Origin of the sequence: Pseudonocardia hierapolitana, assembly GCF_007994075.1 — a bacterium.
Lineage (GTDB): Bacteria > Actinomycetota > Actinomycetes > Mycobacteriales > Pseudonocardiaceae > Pseudonocardia > Pseudonocardia hierapolitana.
Genome location: NZ_VIWU01000001.1, coordinates 8,419,447 through 8,436,778 on the forward strand (window position 1 = coordinate 8,419,447; position 17,332 = coordinate 8,436,778).

The 17,332-nt window shown below is 72.2% G+C and carries 17 protein-coding genes; 10 read left to right on the forward strand and 7 right to left on the reverse strand.

Features of this window, described 5'->3' with window-relative positions; all coding sequences use genetic code 11:
• Positions 1-98 precede the first annotated feature (98 nt).
• Positions 99-905 (forward strand): alpha/beta fold hydrolase, encoded by an 807-nt coding sequence (locus FHX44_RS39695; protein WP_147260466.1) that lies wholly within the window; start codon positions 99-101, stop codon positions 903-905.
• Between the two features lie 113 nt (positions 906-1,018).
• Here the strand turns inward: FHX44_RS39695 and FHX44_RS39700 are convergent, their stop codons facing one another.
• From FHX44_RS39700 to FHX44_RS39725, 6 genes are all read right to left on the reverse strand, one after another.
• On the reverse strand, positions 1,019-2,188 hold the full coding sequence (locus FHX44_RS39700) for an acyl-CoA dehydrogenase family protein (RefSeq protein ID WP_147260467.1): 1,170 nt from the start codon (positions 2,186-2,188) through the stop codon (positions 1,019-1,021).
• Between the two features lie 86 nt (positions 2,189-2,274).
• A complete protein-coding gene (locus tag FHX44_RS39705) occupies positions 2,275-2,472 on the reverse strand; it encodes a ferredoxin (RefSeq protein ID WP_147260468.1) in 198 nt (65 codons plus the stop codon).
• Between the two features lies 1 nt (position 2,473).
• Positions 2,474-3,667, reverse strand: coding sequence for a cytochrome P450 (locus tag FHX44_RS39710; protein WP_147260469.1), 1,194 nt, complete (start codon positions 3,665-3,667; stop codon positions 2,474-2,476).
• A 224-nt stretch (positions 3,668-3,891) separates the two neighbouring features.
• Positions 3,892-4,839 carry a DUF6282 family protein gene (locus FHX44_RS39715; protein WP_147260470.1) on the reverse strand — a complete coding sequence of 316 codons (948 nt, stop codon included), beginning with the start codon at positions 4,837-4,839 and terminating at the stop codon, positions 3,892-3,894.
• A 31-nt stretch (positions 4,840-4,870) separates the two neighbouring features.
• Positions 4,871-5,872, reverse strand: coding sequence for a cyclase family protein (locus tag FHX44_RS39720; protein ID WP_170309231.1), 1,002 nt, complete (start codon positions 5,870-5,872; stop codon positions 4,871-4,873).
• Positions 5,873-5,904: 32 nt separating this feature from the next.
• Entirely contained in the window at positions 5,905-7,335 is a 1,431-nt protein-coding gene (locus FHX44_RS39725) for an MFS transporter (RefSeq protein ID WP_147260472.1), read from the reverse strand.
• A gap of 234 nt (positions 7,336-7,569) precedes the next feature.
• On the opposite strand from FHX44_RS39725, the gene FHX44_RS39730 reads away from it, so the two are divergent.
• A complete protein-coding gene (locus FHX44_RS39730; protein WP_147260473.1) occupies positions 7,570-8,640 on the forward strand; it encodes an extracellular solute-binding protein in 1,071 nt (356 codons plus the stop codon).
• A gap of 54 nt (positions 8,641-8,694) precedes the next feature.
• On the opposite strand, the gene FHX44_RS39735 is transcribed toward FHX44_RS39730, so the two are convergent.
• On the reverse strand, positions 8,695-9,384 hold the full coding sequence (locus FHX44_RS39735) for an SDR family NAD(P)-dependent oxidoreductase (RefSeq protein WP_147260474.1): 690 nt from the start codon (positions 9,382-9,384) through the stop codon (positions 8,695-8,697).
• Between the two features lie 226 nt (positions 9,385-9,610).
• On the opposite strand from FHX44_RS39735, the gene FHX44_RS39740 reads away from it, so the two are divergent.
• From FHX44_RS39740 to FHX44_RS39775, 8 genes are all read left to right on the forward strand, one after another.
• Positions 9,611-10,357, forward strand: coding sequence for an IclR family transcriptional regulator (locus tag FHX44_RS39740; RefSeq protein ID WP_170309232.1), 747 nt, complete (start codon positions 9,611-9,613; stop codon positions 10,355-10,357).
• A 103-nt stretch (positions 10,358-10,460) separates the two neighbouring features.
• On the forward strand, positions 10,461-11,372 hold the full coding sequence (locus FHX44_RS39745; RefSeq protein WP_147260476.1) for an ABC transporter permease: 912 nt from the start codon (positions 10,461-10,463) through the stop codon (positions 11,370-11,372).
• Entirely contained in the window at positions 11,369-12,166 is a 798-nt protein-coding gene (locus tag FHX44_RS39750; protein WP_147260477.1) for an ABC transporter permease, read from the forward strand. The genes FHX44_RS39745 and FHX44_RS39750 overlap by 4 nt, the downstream gene beginning before the upstream one ends.
• Positions 12,163-13,242 (forward strand): ABC transporter ATP-binding protein, encoded by a 1,080-nt coding sequence (locus FHX44_RS39755; protein WP_147260478.1) that lies wholly within the window; start codon positions 12,163-12,165, stop codon positions 13,240-13,242. The genes FHX44_RS39750 and FHX44_RS39755 overlap by 4 nt, the downstream gene beginning before the upstream one ends.
• 26 nt (positions 13,243-13,268) lie before the next feature.
• Positions 13,269-14,297: an ABC transporter substrate-binding protein gene (locus tag FHX44_RS39760; protein ID WP_147260479.1), complete on the forward strand. Its 1,029-nt coding sequence runs from the start codon at positions 13,269-13,271 to the stop codon at positions 14,295-14,297.
• 142 nt (positions 14,298-14,439) lie between these two features.
• Complete coding sequence (locus FHX44_RS39765; RefSeq protein WP_147260480.1) at positions 14,440-14,880, forward strand: carboxymuconolactone decarboxylase family protein; 441 nt, start codon at positions 14,440-14,442, stop codon at positions 14,878-14,880.
• Positions 14,877-16,361: a flavin-containing monooxygenase gene (locus FHX44_RS39770; protein WP_170309233.1), complete on the forward strand. Its 1,485-nt coding sequence runs from the start codon at positions 14,877-14,879 to the stop codon at positions 16,359-16,361. Before FHX44_RS39765 ends, FHX44_RS39770 begins: the two co-directional genes overlap by 4 nt.
• Positions 16,358-17,287, forward strand: a complete 930-nt coding sequence (locus FHX44_RS39775; RefSeq protein WP_147260482.1) for an MBL fold metallo-hydrolase — start codon at positions 16,358-16,360, stop codon at positions 17,285-17,287. The genes FHX44_RS39770 and FHX44_RS39775 overlap by 4 nt, the downstream gene beginning before the upstream one ends.
• Positions 17,288-17,332: the final 45 nt, after the last annotated feature.

A 17,332-nucleotide genomic window follows, 5' to 3' on the forward strand; every position in this document is an offset into this window, starting at 1 on the left:
GGCCGACCTCGTACCCGGCGGATTGACACGACCCGAGCAGTCGACCACTGTCGGCCGGGACGGACAGATGTCCGGCACAGACTCGAGGAGGAGTGGGCGTGAGCGTTCCCGCCGACGGGCCGGAGCCGACGAGGACCGCCATGGGCTCGGGCGAGATCAACTTGTTCCGGCGCGGGTCAGGGCGGTCGGTCCTGGTCCTGCACGCGGCGGGCGGGGCCGGGGCGTGGAACCCGTACCTGGAGCGGCTGTCGGAGCACTTCGACGTGCTGGCGCCCGATCACCCCGGGTTCGGGCGGAGCGACGAGCTGCCCGAGATCCGCACGGTGCCGCAGCTCGCGCAGCACTACGTGCGGCTGCTGGACGCGCTGGGGATCGAGCGGGTCGACGTCGTCGGGGCCTCGTTCGGGGGCTGGATCGCCGCGGAGCTGGCCTCGGCGGTCCCGGACCGGGTCGAGCGCCTCGTGCTGATGGCGCCCGCAGGCCTGCACGTCCCGGACGCGCCACCTGCCGACCTGTTCACGATGGCGCCGGAGGCGATCGTGCGGGCGCTGTTCCTCGACCGGGCCGTCGCCGACGCGGCGCTCGCCGTGCCACCGACGCCCGACGCGGCCGCGCAGGCCGCGCGCGACGCCGCGGCCTTCGAGCGCTTCGCCCGCCACCCGTTCCTGCACGACCCCGAGCTGCCCGCGCGGCTGCCGTCGATCACGGCCCGGACGCTCGTGCTGGCCGCGGAGGTCGACGAGATCATCCCGCGCGCGCACAGCGACGCGTACGCGGCGGCGATCGGCGGCGCGGAGCTGCACGTCGTCCCGCGCTGCGGGCACGCGCTCTACCAGGAGCGACCGGACGCCGTGGCCGACGAGGTGATCGGGTTCCTCACGGCGCCGGAGCCTGCGGCCCGCTGAGGGCAGCCGGCCTCAGATCAGCAGCAGGCTCTTCCCGATGAACTGCCGGGCCTCGATGTCCGCGACTCCACTCCCGGGCACGTACGGCGGATCCGGCCGGCGCCGAGCACCACTCAGCCCTTCGGCGGCACCAGGTTCATGTAGAGCCAGTCGTGTCCGGGTGCGAGCCCTCCGAGGTGGCGTCCGCAGGCCTCGATCACCCCGGGGGCGGACGTGACGTGCTGCGTGCCCGCGTGCATGTCCCGGAAGTACTGCTGGATCGTCCCGGCCCGCAGCGCGGTGGTGCCGCCTGCGCGGTAGACCGCGACGCTGATCTCCTCGGCGGCCCACGTGGCGTTGTACAACGCCAGCCGCAGCAGCGTCTTCTGCCGGACGTCGAGCGGCGTGCCGGAGAGGATCGTCCCGCTCGCGCCGCGCCACGTCTCGTGGACGAACGCCCTGGCCGCGTGCCAGCGGGCCTCGGCCTCGCCGTAGACCGCCTGGAAGTGCGGGTTGTCGGCCATCGTGCCGGGGCGGCCCGCCTTCGCGCGGACCAGGGCCGCCAGGTCGTCGAGCATGCGGCGCGAGACGCCCAGCGCCCACCCGGAGTGCCCGGCCAGCGCGAAGTGCATGATGCCGAGCCGGAACAGGTCCCCGCCGCGCAGCGGGGTCTCGGTGGGCCCGGGGTGGGTGAACGCCGCCGGGACGTGCACGTCCTCGATCGTGTAGTCGATGCTGCCGGTGGCCCGCAGGCCCATGACGTCCCAGTTGTCGACGAGCTCGGCCTGCTCGACGGGGAGCACGAAGATGAGCGGCTCCCCCGTCTCCTCCACGATCCCGAGCGTGTGGATCCACTGGGCGTGCTTGATGCCGGAGGCGAATGACCAGGAGCCCGACAGCCGGTAGCCGTCGCCGTCGCGCACCGCGCGGCCGGGCCGGGTGCCCTGGCCTGCGACGACGGGGAAGCGCGAGCCGGTGAACATCGCGGCCACGGCCTCGTCGCCCAGGTAGGCCCCGCCGGTGCCGGTGGCCAGGGCCGCCGCCATGAGGACCCACGCGGCCGACGGGTCGGCCTCCGCGAGGGACTGGACGACCTCCAGTGAGGACACCGGGTCGAGCTCGGCGCCCCCGAGCGGTGCGGGCACCCACATGCCGAACAGCCCCGCGTCGTGCAGGGCGTCGACGACCGGCTCGGTGAGCCGGCCCGCGGCCTCGCCCACCGCGGCGTTGTCGCGCAGCAGGGGTTGCAGCTCGCGGGCGGCGGCCACGAGGTCGCCGTGCAGCACGGTCCTGGTCGTCGTCATCGCTCGCTCCTCTTCGGGTACTGCAGTTGTGGGTGCCGCGGCTGCGGGTGCTGCGGTTCTGGGCGCCGGGGTTCTGGGCGCCGCGGTCACCCGGCGACCCGGAGGGCGGCCACGGGGCAGACCCCGGCCCCGCGTGCGGCGGCCTCGGCGAGCTCCTCCGGGACGTCTCGGCCGTCGAACCGGTGGACGAGGTCCCCCGCGTCGTCCAGCCGGAACACCTCGGGCGCCTGCTCCTCGCACAGGCCGTGGCCCTCGCACCGGTCGTAGTCGACCACGATCCGCACTTCAGGCCTCCGTCTCCACGGTGACCGGGACCGTCCCGAACGCGCGGATCAGGTTGTTGAGGGCGCGCTCGGACGGGCCGGCGAGGCGGAACCGGGTGACGGACCGGGCGAGCGCGGTGAGCAGCGACTCGGTCTCCATGCGGGCGAGGGCCTGCCCGGCGCAGCCGTGCTCGCCGAAGCCGAACCCGAGCTGCTGCACCGCGTCGCGGCGGGTGACGTCGAACTCGTCGGCGCGCTCGAACTTGCGCTCGTCCCGGTTGGCCGACGCGTAGATCACCAGAACCCGGGACCCCGCCGGGATCGCCACGCCGCCGATCTCGGTGTCGGTCTCGGCGAGCCGGCCGAACGCCCGGATCGGGGACTCGTACCGGACGACCTCGTTGACCGCGTTCGGGACGAGGCCCGGGTCGGCCCGGACACGGTCCCACTGCTCGGGGTGCTGCGCGAACAGCCAGATCGCGCTCCCGACAGCGCTGATCGTGGTGTCGAGCGAGGGTGCGAGGTAGTCGAGCATCAGCATCATGCACTGCTCGGTGGTGACCTCGCCGCGGTCGCGGGCCTCGAGCACGCCGGCGCCGAGGCTCCCGGGCAGCACGTTGCCGGTGCGGACGAGCTCCGCGCCGAACGCGGCCATCTCGCCGCACTTGGGCATCGCCCGCTCGGCACGGGCGTTCATGGGCCCGAAGGAGTCGAAGTTGGCCCCTGCCCACTCGAGCAGGTGCTCGCGCCCCTCCTGCGGCCAGCCGATGAAGTCCGGCACGATCGACAGCGGCAGTGCACGGGCGAGGTCGGCCACGGCGTCGAACGAGCCGCGGGCCACCAGTTCGGAGACGAGCTCGTCGGCCCGCTCGGTCACGAGGTCGCGCATGGGCCGCAGCGACCGGGGCGTCAGCCGGTGGGCGACGACCTTGCGCAGGTGCGCGTGCAGCTCCCCGTCGCTGGCGAGCGTGCAGCCGAGGATCGCCTGGTTCGCAGGCTCGTTCAGCGCGATCCCGTTGGCCGACCGGAAGGTGTCGCTGTCCAGCAGGACGGCCCGGACGTCGGCGTAGCGGGACACCGCGAACGCCCCGTGCTGCTCCAGCCAGACGGCCGGCCCCAGTTCGCGCAGGGTGCGGTAGTGCTCGTAGGGCTCGAGGAGCGCCTGGTCGGTGTAGATGTCCGCCCCATAGCTGGGGACGGAGACGCTCGTGGTCATGTCCAGGTCCTTCCGGCAACGCTGCCCGCTTCGAGAATGGACACATGTCCGCTGAGCGGACGGGAATGGACGTTGCCCGAGCGCCCGGATCGTGTCAAGGTCCGCAGGCACGCAGGAGCAGGATCGGATCGGGACGCCCGACCGGTCGCTCGTCGACGGCCGACCCGCTCACCGCCTGGATGTCAGCGCGCCGCCCGAGGCCTCGCCCCGGCCGGGCCGGGTGCTCACGGCAGCAGCAGCTGCCCGGCGTTGCCCCCGACCATGGCCCGGATGTCGTCCTCCGCGGTGCCCGCGTCCAGCAGGGCGCGCACCATCCGCCGGTACGCCGTGACCGGAAGCGGGTTGCCCTTCTGGCCGAGGTCGGAGGAGAAGACGGTGTGCCCGACGCCGGCCTCGCGGAGGAAACCGGCGACCTTCTCCACTGGCGGCTCGGTGGCGCTGCGCCCAACCACCATGGCCAGGCAGTGCTCGACGTAGGCGCCCTGCCGGCACCAGGCGCCGATCCGCTCCGGGTCCGCACCGACGATGAAGTCGGGGTGGCTGACGACGATCCGCTCCACACCCGCCGCGACCGCCGCAGGCACCAGCACGTCGATCTCGTCGGCCGGCAGGTGCCCGCAATTGAGGATCGCCGACTCCCCCGCGATGACCGACAGGATGTCCCGCGCCTCCGCGACCAGCGCACCGTCCCCGCCCACCACGCTGATCGGCTCGTTGTCCCGCAACGGGATCCCCGCGACCGGGAAGCCGCTGTGATGGTGGTGGCGATGGAACTCGACATGCGCGGTCGAGGAGATCGTCGGGAACCACACCACCCGCCCACCCAACCCCAGCGCGAGCTCCACCGCATACGGGTTGAGCCCGCCCACCGTGCGGTTCAGCGCGACACCCCCGAACACCCGCACCCCGGTCTCGGCCAGCCCGACCGGCCCCAACGCGAGGACGTCGGTCTGCATGCTGTGGTGGTGGGACTTCGCGACCAACGCCCGGAACCCGACCGAGGCCGCATCCACCGCGGCATCCAGGATCGACATCCGCCGCGGGAACGGGCTCGGCCCGGGATGGGTGTGCAGATCGACCGCGCCGACGAGCAACCCGTCGACCTCCGCGTCCGGGACGAACCGGTCCGCGTCGAGCGTCTCGTCCCACAGGCCGCTGACTGTCTGGGTCATCAGGAACTGCCCTTTCGACGTGCGTTCTGGATCACTTGATCGCGATGGCGTTGGGCGGGGACCCGACGCCGCCGACGAGGTTCAAGGGCTTGACGGTGAGGAAGAACTCGTGGACGCCGTCGGCGGCGCAGTCCGCGGCGAGCCCGTCGAGCTTCCACAGCTCACCGATGATCATGCCGAGCAGCCCGATCAGCGGGCGGTGCATCATGCCGTTGTGCGACGGGCCGCGCGGGGGCGGCGGCTCGTCCGGATCGACCCAGCCGGAGTCCGGGTTGACCGGCCACGACTCCAGGCCGCCGTTGTCGGACGCCATCAGCGCGACCTGGTGGTCCCACAGCCACGCGAGCATCTCGTCGGACTGGTCCAGGCCGGTGCCACCGCCGCGCGCGGCGCGCTCCTCGGGCGTGCGGGCGATCCAGCCCTCGGCGAAGCCGGTGTGCAGGAGCACGATGTCGCCGGGCCGCAGCGTCACGCCGCAGAACTCGGCGATCGCGTCCAGGTCGGCCGGGGTGATCCGGGTGATCGTCCCGAACTCGAGCGGGCGGCCGGCGGACTCGTAGTAGCGGACCGCGTCGAGCAGGACCCCGCGCCCGGCGATGCCCTTCTCGGCCAGGAGCTGGATGCCCAGGTCCGGCGTTCCGACCTGGATCGCGTCGTCCGGCACCCCGCCGTAGAAGCCGTGGCGGGGGTGGCGGATGTGGCGCAGGCCGTCCACCTGCGACGTCGACTGCAGGTAGAACGAGTCCACCCAGTCGTCGCGGTGGTTGGAGTTGTTGGCGAAGATGTGGTGCTCGGTGGGCGGCCGGGTGCCGGCGAGGCTGGGCACGAACGTGTTGAGCGGGTAGTCGAGGTCGAACGTCGCGCCCCGGCGGACGAGCGCGGCGGCGGCCGCGGTGCGCTCCGGGGTGAGGAAGTTGAGCATGCCGAGCTGATCGCCCGGCCCGAACACCCCCCACGACGACCCCGGCGGGGCGTCGGCCCGCCGCGCCAGCTCCTCGTAGGCGGGAACGGTGGTCCGGGTTCGGGACGTCATCTGGTGCTCCTCCGCACTCGCCGGGCCGCTGGTCATGAACTGCTCGCGACGGACGACTCGGCACCGAGCGGCCGCGGTGCGGCCCCCTCGTGGGCGGCCTCCTCGCGATCGGCGTCCTCACCGGCCTTGCGCAGGTCGATGCCCCGCGTCTCGGGACCGAACGCCGTGGCGACGAGGATGAGGACGGCGCCGAAGGCGGCCAGGACGCCCGCGGTCCAGGCGAACGGGACGAGGGCGCTGAGCCAGATCATGTAGTACGAGAAGAACGACGGGATGATCACCGCCGTGCTGTAGGCCACGCCCCATCCGGTCGACCGGACGGTGGTCGCGAAACGCTCGTTGATGTAGGCGGGCAGCACACCCAGCGGCGCCACGGTGAGGACGTGCGCCGCGAGCGCGAGCAGGGTCAGGTTGAGCCAGCCGCGGACGGTGCCGGACCCCACGAGCGAGATCACCACGGGGTAGAGCGCCAGCGAGAGCGAGGTGGCGATGTACAGCGCGCGCTTGCGGCCGATGTGGTCGGAGAGCCACCCGAAGAAGATGTACGAGCCCATCGCGAGCGAGACGACGAGCTGGGTGTTGGCCAGGTCGGTCGCCGTGAACCCCTCGTTGCCGAGCAGGAACTGGTTGAGCACGCTGCCGGTGAGGTTCACGACGAAGAAGACACCGGTCATGATCACGTAGGCCTGGACGAACGCGCGGCCGGACGCGCCCTTGAGCACCTGCCGCAGCGGCGAGCCCACCCGGTCCCCCGCCTCGGCGACCGCCTCCTTCTGGATCTCCGACTCCTCGACCTTGCGCCGCAGGAACCACGCGACCAGGAAGGACAGGACGAAGCCGAGGACGAACGGCAGGCGCCAGCCCCACTGCACGTAGGGCGAGTCCGGCCCGCCGGTGGGTGCCACGAGCAGGGTCAGCGCCATCGCGACCGCCACGAGCAGCGGGCCGCCGCTCGCGGAGCACTGGATCAACGCACCGATCAGGCCCCGCCGGTGCGGCGGGGCGTACTCCAGCGCCATCGGGGTGGCAGCGGTGTACTCCCCGCCCAGGAAGATGCCCTCCACGAACCGGAGCGCGAGAAGGAGCGACATCGCGGGGATCGCGCCGATCAGCTCGGCGCCGGGGAGGCAGGCGATGAGCAGCGAGATCGCCCCGAACCCGAAGATCGTGATCGACCCGATGCGCCGCCGTCCCAGCCGGTCCGCGTAGTGCCCGAAGATCACGCCGCCGAGCGGGCGCCCGAGCAGGGTCGCGGCGAGCGTCAGGCCCGCGAAGATCGACTTCGCCTCTGCGGACATGTCGCCCTGGAAGTAGACGAGCGCGGGCAACAGCACCGTCGACACGATGTAGATCGAGTACGAGTCGACGGCGAAGCCCGCCCAGGCGGAGAGGATCGCCCGCTTCCGCTGCGTGCGGAAGGCGGGGTCCGGCGCACCGGTCGGAGCCGAGGGGCTCTCGCACATGGCAGGTCTCCTTCGACCCTGAAGACGACAACCGAGGACATCGGCTGATGACGTCGGGGCCCCGACGCCGCCGACTCGTGGCGATCAGGACATCACCGGCATGTTCGGGTTGCGAACAGGCTGTTCGCGATGCAGAGTGTCATCCCGTCGTCCGATCGCGCAAGAGGGACATCGGACGAACCCCGCCCCGTTGGACCGGGCCTCCACCCATGACTCGACGAAGAGGAGAGGTGCATGAGGACCACGCACCTGATGGCAGCGGCTGTCGCGGGCACCGTCCTGGCGACCGCGGCGTGCGGATCGGCCCCCGCCGCGGACCCGGCCGCGCCCGCAGGCCCGGACACGACGATCACCTGGCAGAGCACCGGCGGCGACAACACCGAGTACGAGAAGCAGGCGTTCCAGGAACCGTTCACCGCCCGGACCGGCGCGCGGTTCGAGAACGTGACGTCGCTGAACTACATCAGCCAGCTGCTCACGATGGTCGAGCAGGGCCAGACCGTCTGGGACGTCGTTCACACCGGGTCCTACCTGGTCAAACAGTACTGCGGCACGCTGTTCGAGCCGGTGGACCTGAGCCGGTTCCCCGCTGACCTGGTGCCCGAGGGCACGACGACGGAGTGCTCGGTCCCGGCCACGAAGTACGCGGCGGGCTTCGCCTACGACGCCGCGGCCTACCAGGGCGACGCGCCCACGACGATCGGCGACTTCTTCGACACGGCCCGGTTCCCGGGCAAGCGCGTGGTGTTCGCCGGCTCCCCCAAGGGGATCATCGAAGCCGCGCTGGTCGCCGACGGCGTGCCGCCCGAGGCGCTCTACCCGCTCGACGTCGACCGGGCGCTGGCGAAGCTCGGCACGATCAAGTCCGACATCATCTTCGCGCCGTCGTTCACCGCCCTGCAGCAGAACCTCGTGAACAAGCAGGCGACGATGACGATCACCCTGAGCGGCCGGCTGGGGATCATCCGCGACAGCGGCAGCGACCTCGTGCCGGTGTGGGACTTCACCAGCTGGGACTTCGACGCGTTCGTCGTGCCGAAGGGGGCACCGAACGCGGCGGCGGCGAAGGAGTCGCTCGAGTTCGCACTGCAGCCGGAGCAGCTGCGGACCTACTCCGCGCTGAGCGGGCTGACGCCGGTGCGCAGCGACGTCGATCCGAGCAGCGTGGAGTACACCGAGTCGGGGAAGCTGTTCAACCCCTTCCTCGGCGGCGATCGCGGCGATGTGGTCCTGCAGGACCCCGAGTACTGGGCCCGGAACTACAACGCGGTGGCCGAGAAGTGGACGGCCTGGCAGGTCGGCTGAGCCGCCTCACCGACAGAGCCCTCACCGACAGAGCCCTCGCTGACGGGACCCGCACTACTGGGCCACGTACCCGCCGTCGACGCTGAGGATCGTGCCGGTGATCCCGCCGGCCTCCGGCGAGGCGAGGAATGCGATCGCCGCGGCCACGTCCAGCGGCGTGGAGATCCGGCCGAGCGGGTGCCGGCTCAGGACGGCGGCCGCGGTGGCCTCGGGTTCCGGGTCGGCGGCCCGCGCCTCGGCGATGAAGTCGGTCTCGATCGCGCCGGGGGCGACGGCGTTCACCCGGATCCCCCTCGGCGCCAGCTCGACGGCGAGCTGGCGGGTCAGCTGGACCAGCGCACCCTTCGTCATCGCGTAGACCGACTGGTTCGGCATCCCGACGAGGCCGGAGATCGACGTGACGTTCACGATCGCACCCCGGGTGCGCGCCAAGGGCTCCACCGCGGCGCGGGAGTGGACGAACGCGCCGCGGACGTTCGTGGCGAACAGCCGGTCGAAGTCCTCGTCGGTGGCCTGCCCGATCGGCTTGCGCAGGAACCGCGCGGCGTTGTTGACGAGCAGGTCGAGCCGCCCGAACTCGCGCTCCGCCGTTGCCACCGCCCGCTCGGCGGATGCGCTGTCGGCGACGTCGGCGACCAGCGGTACGACCGTGCCGTCGGCCGGCCTGCCGACGTCGGGCGAGATGTCGGTGGCGACCACCGCGTACCCGCGCGCGGTGAGCACCTCGACCAGCGCACCGCCCACCCCGCCTGCCGCCGGTCACCAGCGCGACCCGTTCCCGCTCGTTCCTCATCCGGTCCTCCTGTCCGTCCCGCGTCGGGTGCTGCGCGCCCACCGTACCCATGTGGTCGGACTGTCAGACAAACCATGCCTGAGGAGCATTGACGCCGATGATGTGCTCAGCTAACGTCCTGCTGCGTCGCGCATCGCGCGATCTGCATCCCGGAATGCGCGACGTTGGGAGGTCGGTGTGGGGAAGTCGGATCCGGCTCAGGCCGACGGCGAGGGTTCCGGCGGCGACATCCAGGTCATCGCCCGGATCGCCACCCTGCTCGAGTGCGTGGACCCCGACTCCCCCTCGCTCGACACCCAGACCACCGCCAAGGCCCTCGGCGTCGGGCGCTCCACGGCGCACCGGTACCTCGTGTCCCTGGAGAAGCGCGGCCTCCTGCAGCGGCGCGACGCCACGACCTACGAGCTCGGCCCGGTCCTCTGCCGGATCGGCACGCTGGCCCTGTCGCGGCTCGGTGTGCTGGAGGCCGCCGGGCCGGTCATGCAGGAGCTGTCCCGGGAGGTCCGCAACACCGTCGTCCTGAGCGTGTGGGGTGGCCGCGCGCCCGTCATCGCGCGGGTGGTGCCCGACACCAGCCGGATCACCACGATCTCGGTGGAGGTCGGGCGCTCACTGCCGGCCGACGCCGCGCAGTCCCGCGTCTTCGCCGCGTACCACAAGCGGGCCAGGGGCGGTGCGGGCTCCGCCGGCCGGCTCCGCGCCGTCGACGACGAGCAGCTCCGGCCGGTCGGTGAGCTGCTCACCGCGCGCCAGGTCTACGCGGGCGGCGGCTTCAAGACCATCGCCGCCCCGATCCTCACCGCCGACGGGGCCATCGTCGCGACGCTCGCCGTCATCGGCCTGGCCGTCTTCATGCCCGAGGACGAGGACGACGCGGTCACCGAGCAGCTCGTGGCCGCCGTCTCCCGCATCGCCGTGGACTGACCCGCTCCACCCCTCCGACCCCGACGACGCCGGCGAGCCCTGCTCGCCCGGCCGGCTCACCGTCCCCGGAGAACCCGACAGCACCCCGGAAGGGGATCCGACGATGACCACGACAGCCGTCCTCGAGGTCGGCCGACCGGCCCGGCCCCGCGCGGCCGAGCGGGAGACGCGCTCCCGGACCGCGACCCTGCTCCTGCTGCTCCCGGCGGTCGTCGCGTCGCTCCTGCTCTTCGTCTACCCGCTGACGCGCATCGTCGTCGTCAGCGTCACCGAGCCGACGATCGGACTCGGCAACTACCTGGAGCTGTTCACCGACGGCTACACGCTGCGGGTCCTGATCCGCACCCTGTGGGTGGCCCTCGCCGTCGCCGTGCTCGACCTGCTCATGGCGTTCCCGTTCGCCTACGCCATGACAGTGTGCAAGCCGCGCACCCGGGCGGTGCTGTTCACGATCGTGCTCATCCCGTTCTGGACCAGCGCGCTGGCGAAGAACTTCGGCTGGATGATCCTCTTCCAGCGCGGCGGCCTCGTGGACCGGTTCCTGCAGGCCACGCTGGGCATCGACCACCCGCTCCTCGGCACGACACCCGCGGTGCTCATCGCGATGTCGCAGGTGCTGCTGCCGTTCGCGGTGCTCCCGCTCTACGCCCGGCTCGACCAGATCGACCGGCGGCTGCTCGACGCCGCCCAGGGCCTGGGCGCCGGCCGGGCGCGCGCGTTCCGGCAGGTCTACCTCCCGCTGTCGGCGCCGGGACTGGTCGCCGCCGGGGCGCTCACGTTCATCCTCGCCCTCGGCTTCTACATCACCCCGGCCCTGCTCGGCTCGCCGCAGCAGACGCTGATCGCCCAGCTGATCATGGCCCGGGTCGAGCAGGTCCTCGACTTCGCCGGGGCGAACGCGATCGGCATCTTCCTGCTGCTCGTCACGATCGCGATGCTGCTGCTCAGCCGGCTGGTCTCCCGGCACGCCTCTCCCGCACGCGAGGAGCCCGCGCGCACGGAGTCCGCCCGATGAGACGAGCCCCGTACCTGTCGATCGCGGTGTGGGCCGTGGCCGGCTTCCTCACGGTCCCCACGCTGTTCCTCGTCCCGATGAGCCTCTCGGGCGGCTCGACGTTCCAGTTCCCGCCCCCGAGCTGGTCCCTGCAGTGGTACCGCAACCTCGTCGAGGCGCCGGAGTGGCGCGAGGCCGTGCTCGTGTCCCTGCAGGTGGCGGCATTCTCCACGCCGCTCGCGGTCGTCATCGGAACCTGCGCCGCGTTCGGGCTGATGCGGCTCGGCGAGCGCCTGCGCATCGCAGGCGCCGCGGCCCTGTCCGCACCGCTCGTGATCCCCAACATCCTGGTCGCGCTGGCGCTCTACGGGACGTTCCTGCGGCTGGGGCTCAGCGGCACCCTGCTGGGGCTCGTGCTCGGGCAGACGGCGCTCGCGATCCCGTTCGTGCTGATCGCGGTGCTGGCCCGGCTGCAGGGTTACGACCGGTCGCTCACCACGGCTGCGCTGAGCCTCGGGGCCTCGCCGGCCACGGCGTTCCGGACGGTGACCTTCCCCCTGATCCTGCCGGGCATCGTCGCCGGGGCGGTGTTCGCGTTCGTCGCCTCGTTCGACGAGCTGGTGATCGCGCTGCTCCTGCAGGGCCCCGGCAACGTGACGCTGCCCGTGCAGATGTTCAACGCCGTCGTCGAGGCGGCCGACCCGACGATCTCGGCCGCGTCGACGGTCCTGGTGGTCGTGGTGAGCGCGGTGGTCCTCGTGGTGCAGATCGGCTGGACGCGCCGGTCGGAACAGAGAAGTGGAAGCGGCGCATGAACGCACGAGCGGGACGTCTCGAGATCCGGGACCTGGTGAAGCGGTACGGGGCCGACGGCGCCGCCGCCGTCGACGGGATCGACCTCACCGTCGACTCCGGCGAGTTCCTCACCCTGCTCGGGCCCAGCGGCTCGGGCAAGACGACGACGTTGAACATGATCGCCGGGTTCGTGCAGCCCAGCGCCGGGTCGATCCACTTGAACGGCGTGGACCTGACCGAGCTGCAGCCGCACAAGCGCGGCTTCGGGATGGTGTTCCAGAACTACGCCCTGTTCCCGCACATGACGGTCTTCGACAACGTCGCCTACCCGCTGCGGCAGCGGAAGCTGGACAAGGCCGGGATCCGCCGGCTCGTGCTCGACATCCTCGGGCGGTTCGGGATGGCCGGGATGGAGCACCGGCGCCCGGCCCAGCTGTCCGGTGGCCAGCAGCAGCGCGTGGCGCTGGCCCGGGCGCTGGTGTTCTCGCCGTCGGTCCTGCTGCTCGACGAACCGCTGGGAGCGCTCGACCGCAAGCTCCGCCAGTCGCTGCAGGCGGAGCTGAAGAAGCTGCACCAGGACGTCGGCCTGACCTTCGTGTTCGTCACGCACGACCAGGACGAGGCCATGTTCCTGTCCGACCGGATCGCGGTCTTCAACGAGGGCCGGATCGACCGGGTCGGCAGGCCCGCCGAGCTGTACGACGACCCGGGGACGCTCTTCGTGGCGAACTTCCTGGGCGAGGCCAACACGTTCGCCGGCCGCTCGGTCGACGCGCAGACCTACGCCTGGAACGGCGAGAAGTGGCGCACGACGACCGGCGCCCGCCCGGACGAGGCGGTTCTCGTCGTCCGCCCGGAACGCGTGCGGGTGTTCGGCCCCGACGAGGTGCCGGCCGGCTGGAACTCGGTCGGGGCCGTCGTCACCGACGTGTCCCGCCTCGGCCCGTCGTCCCGGATCGACCTGGCCCTACCCGACGGCACCACCGGCGCCGCCGTCCTGCCGTCGACGGATGCCGTCCGGGTGCGGGTCGGCGACGACGTCCGTGCCGCGTGGGACGTGCCCTCCCAGGCCTTCGTCGTGGAACGAGCCGCGTGAGTACCCGATCAACGAGGAGACCGGTCATGCGCAAGGCGTTGCTGCTCACCCCCGTCGCAGTGCTCGCGCTCGCCGCCTGCGCCGCCACCCCGCCCACCCCACTTGCGGCACCGACACCTCCCCCGGAGCCGCTCACCGTGGTCGGGCACAGCTCGGTGCTGGAGTTCGGCCCCGTGTTGCTCGCGTCGACGAAGGTCCCGGAGGGGACCGTGGTCACCGCGAGCGGCGGGGTGCCGAACCTGTGGGACGCCGCCGACCCCCAGCTGTCCAGCGGGGTCAGCGGGCGCCCGGCCGGCGACGCGCCGCCCGTCAGCCCCGGCATCGCGGATCTGGCAGGCAACGCAGGCACCCAGACCCTGCGCATGTCGCTCACCCACCCCGACGCCCGGATCGTCATGACGGTCACCGAGGGGCTGTACCGGATGGTCGCGCGGCCGTCGGCCGGGATCAGCTCGATCGCCGACCTGAAGGGCAAGCGCGTCGCGACCTTCGCGAACACCTCGGCCGCCGTCTTCCTCAACCACGTGCTGACGTCCGCGGGGCTGAGCGAGGCCGACGTCGCGATCACCTCGCTCACCGCGCCGGCCAGCGCCGACGCCCTGATCAACGGCGAGGTGGACGCGATCTCGATCTGGGAGCCCGACTCCGAGCGGGCCGTCAAGGCACTGGGCGCGGACGTCGTGACCTTCCGGCCGGAGGGCAGCTACCGCGAGATCTACAGCCTCAACGCGAAGGCGGGCGACCTCGCCGACCCGGTGATGCGGGGCCGGATCGTCGACTTCCTGCGCGAGGTCACCGACGGGTGCCGCGCCGCGGAGGACGACCCCGGACAGATGCAGGCGCTGCTGGCGGAGCGGACCGGCCAGGACCGGGCGCTCATCGCCGAATCCTGGCACCACCACCGCTTCCCGTGCGCGCTGCCTGCGGACCTGCTCGACGTGCTCGTCGCGGAGGAGCGGTGGCTCGCGGAGAAGGACGGCCGCGCGCCGCGCAGCCGGGGGGAGCTGGCCGTGCTGATCGACTCGAGCGTCGTCGAGGAGGTGCGCGCGCAGTAGGACTTCCGGTTCGACCCGACCCACTCCCCCGCGCGGCGCGCCGCGAACACCGAGAGGACAGCACGATGACCCGGTCGCAGGAGATCCTGCTCGACCCCGATCTCGACGATGCGCAGGCGCGGACGGCCAGGGGGCGCGACTGATGCGGCCGCGGGACGACGAGGGCATCGCCGAGGGGCTGGAGGTGCGCCGGGCGGTGTTCGGCCCGGAGTTGGTGGAGCGCAACTACCTGGAGGCCAACGAGTTCCAGCGGCCGGTGCAGGACTGGATCGCCGGGGCGGTGTGGGCGGACGTGTGGACCCGCGAGGGGTTGGACCGGCGCACCCGCAGCCTGGTGACGTTGGCGATGTTGACCGCGTTGAACCGGCCGGTGGAGTTCGCGACGCACCTGCGCGGGGCGCTGGCCAACGGCTGCACGGTCACCGACATCCAGGAGCTGCTGCTGCACACCGCGCCCTACTGCGGTGCCCCCGCGGTGCTGGCGGCGTTCCGGCAGGCCGAACCGGTACTCGCCGAGGCCGGCGCGCTCGCACCGCCGACCCCCTCGACCATGGCCGAGGCTGGGGACGGGGCTGGGTCGTGAGGGTGCGGCGCCGGATCCCCCGCCGCACGGTGCGGGTGGGCATCATCGGGGCCGGGTTCGGCGGGATCGCCGCCGCGGTCAAGCTGCGGCAGCGCACCTCGGCCTCGTTCGTCATCTTCGAACAGTCCCCGCAGGTGGGCGGCACCTGGTACGACAACCGCTACCCCGGCTGCGAGGTCGACATCCCGTCCCACGCCTACAGCTTCTCCTTCCTGCGCTACGACTGGTCCCACACCCACGCCCGGCAACCGGAACTGCTCCGCTACGCCAACGAGGTCATCGACACCTTCGGGCTGCGCCCGCACCTGCGCCTGTCCACCCCGGTCACCGAGGTCGTCTGGGACGAGGCCGAACACCACTGGGTGCTCACCACCGCCGACGGGGAGAGCCACGTGTTCGACGTGGTGATCTCCGCGCTCGGGTTGCTCAACGTGCCCAACCACCCGGACTGGCCGGGGCTGGACACCTTCGGCGGGATCGCGTTCCACACCTCGCGGTGGCGCCAGGACGTGGACCTGACCGGCGAGCGGGTGGCCGTGGTGGGCACCGGGTCCACCGCCGCGCAGGTCGTGCCCGGCATCGCCGAGCGGGTCGCGTCGCTGCTGGTGTTCCAGCGCGAGCCGGGTTGGGTCGAGCCCAAGCAGGAACGGGCGTTCACCCCGCGGGAGCGGTGGCTCTACCGGCACGTGCCCGGGGCGCAGCGGCTGCACCGCGGCTGGTTGTTCTACCGGTCGATCGCCCGGTTCAAGGCCTATGACGCCACCAGCCGCGCCCAGCACCGCAAGCGCCAGGCCTGCCTGGACTACATCCGCCGCACCGTCGCCGACCCGGCCACCCGGCAGGCGGTCACCCCGGACTACCCGTGGGGCTGCAAGCGCCCGGTGCTGGCCTCGACCTTCTACCAGGCGCTGAACCGGCCCCACGTGCAACTGGTGCCGCACCCGGTCACCTCGGTGACCGAGACCGGGCTGCTCGACGCCCGCGGCACCCACCACGAGATCGACGTGCTGGTCATGAGCACCGGGTTCCAGCCGACGAAGTTCCTGGCGAGCCTGGAGGTCCGCGGGCTGGACAAGCAGAGCATCCACGACGCGTGGGCCGAACGCGCCTCGGCGTTCCTCGGGGTCACGGTGGCCGGGTTCCCCAACTTCTTCATCCTCTACGGCCCCAACACCAACGGCGGCTTCTCCATCATCGCCCAGCTGGAACGCCAGGCCGAGGTCGCCGCCGCCGCGGTACGCCGACTCGAACACACCGGGCCCGGCTACCTCGACACCGACCCGCGCATCCAGCAACGCTACCTCGCCTGGATCGACACCCAGATCGCCAAGAAGGCCAACGCCATGGAATCGGGCTGCCGCAACTACTACCACGCCCCCGGCGGGGCCAACATCACCCAATGGCCCGGCGCGCACCTCAAATACCTGCTCGCCACCAAACTGCTGCACCGCATCGGCATCCGCAAGGTCACCACCCCATGACAGCGAAACCACCCCGAGCCCGAACCCGCGACCACCACACCACCGAACGACGGGTGCACATCGGCACGGTCACCGTCACCCCCGTCGTGCAGCTCCACTACCGCGTCGATCCGCTGCGGTTCTTCCCGGACCTCGACCTCGCGGCGATCGACGAGGACGCGTGGTTCTGGCGCCCGCCCTACTGCGAGGACGGGATGCTCGTCATCGACATGGGCGCCTTCCTGGTGCGCACGCCGGGGCGGACGCTGCTCGTCGACGCCGGGATCGGGAACGGCAAGCGGCGGCCGAACCCCCTTTTCGACGACCGCGACGACGACTGGCTCGCCGCGCTGCACCGGGCAGGCGTCACGCCGGAGGAGATCGACACCGTCGTCTTCACGCACCTGCACGTCGACCACGTCGGTTTCGCCACGCGGTTCGACGGCGCCGCCTGGGTACCGGCCTTCCCGAACGCCCGGTACCTCACGACCGCGGCCGAGCTCGCCCACTGGACGGGTGCGGCGGCGGCCGGGGACCGCGCCCGGCTCGGCGATTACCTCACCGACAGCGTGCTCCCGCTGCGCGACGCGGGCGTGCTGGACCTCGTCGAGCCGGACCTGAGGATCTGCGAGGAGGTGCGGCTCCGGCCCGCGCCGGGACACACCCCGGGCAACGTCTGCGTCGAGGTCTCCTCGCACGGCGGGCGCGCCGTGTTCGCGGGCGACATGGTGCACCACGCCCTGCAGCTCGCCTTCCCCGAGCGCAGCACGGACTTCTGCGTCGACGCCTGCGGCGCGAGCGAGGCCCGGCGGGAGCTGCTGCGCGACATCGCCGACCAGGACGTCCTGCTGTTCCCGGCGCACTTCCCGCAGTCGGCGCCGGGCCGGGTCGTGACCGACCCGGCGGGCGGCTACCGGTACGAGGTGGTCGAGGGGGAGCCGCTGTGACCGGCCGCGACGAGACCGGGCAGGCGGGGGACCTGCTCGTCGACG

Excerpts from the sequence above, each read along its gene's own strand:
- FHX44_RS39745 (WP_147260476.1), top strand. The coding sequence starts at position 10,461 with ATGACCACGACAGCCGTCCTCGAGGTCGGCCGACCGGCCCGGCCCCGC.
- FHX44_RS39710 (WP_147260469.1), bottom strand. The coding sequence starts at position 3,667 with ATGACCACGAGCGTCTCCGTCCCCAGCTATGGGGCGGACATCTACACC.
- FHX44_RS39700 (WP_147260467.1), bottom strand. The coding sequence starts at position 2,188 with ATGACGACGACCAGGACCGTGCTGCACGGCGACCTCGTGGCCGCCGCC.
- FHX44_RS39720 (WP_170309231.1), bottom strand. The coding sequence starts at position 5,872 with ATGACGTCCCGAACCCGGACCACCGTTCCCGCCTACGAGGAGCTGGCG.
- FHX44_RS39765 (WP_147260480.1), top strand. The coding sequence starts at position 14,440 with ATGCGGCCGCGGGACGACGAGGGCATCGCCGAGGGGCTGGAGGTGCGC.
- FHX44_RS39775 (WP_147260482.1), top strand. The coding sequence starts at position 16,358 with ATGACAGCGAAACCACCCCGAGCCCGAACCCGCGACCACCACACCACC.
- FHX44_RS39760 (WP_147260479.1), top strand. The coding sequence starts at position 13,269 with ATGCGCAAGGCGTTGCTGCTCACCCCCGTCGCAGTGCTCGCGCTCGCC.
- FHX44_RS39715 (WP_147260470.1), bottom strand. The coding sequence starts at position 4,839 with ATGACCCAGACAGTCAGCGGCCTGTGGGACGAGACGCTCGACGCGGAC.
- FHX44_RS39750 (WP_147260477.1), top strand. The coding sequence starts at position 11,369 with ATGAGACGAGCCCCGTACCTGTCGATCGCGGTGTGGGCCGTGGCCGGC.
- FHX44_RS39730 (WP_147260473.1), top strand. The coding sequence starts at position 7,570 with ATGAGGACCACGCACCTGATGGCAGCGGCTGTCGCGGGCACCGTCCTG.
- FHX44_RS39755 (WP_147260478.1), top strand. The coding sequence starts at position 12,163 with ATGAACGCACGAGCGGGACGTCTCGAGATCCGGGACCTGGTGAAGCGG.
- FHX44_RS39725 (WP_147260472.1), bottom strand. The coding sequence starts at position 7,335 with ATGTGCGAGAGCCCCTCGGCTCCGACCGGTGCGCCGGACCCCGCCTTC.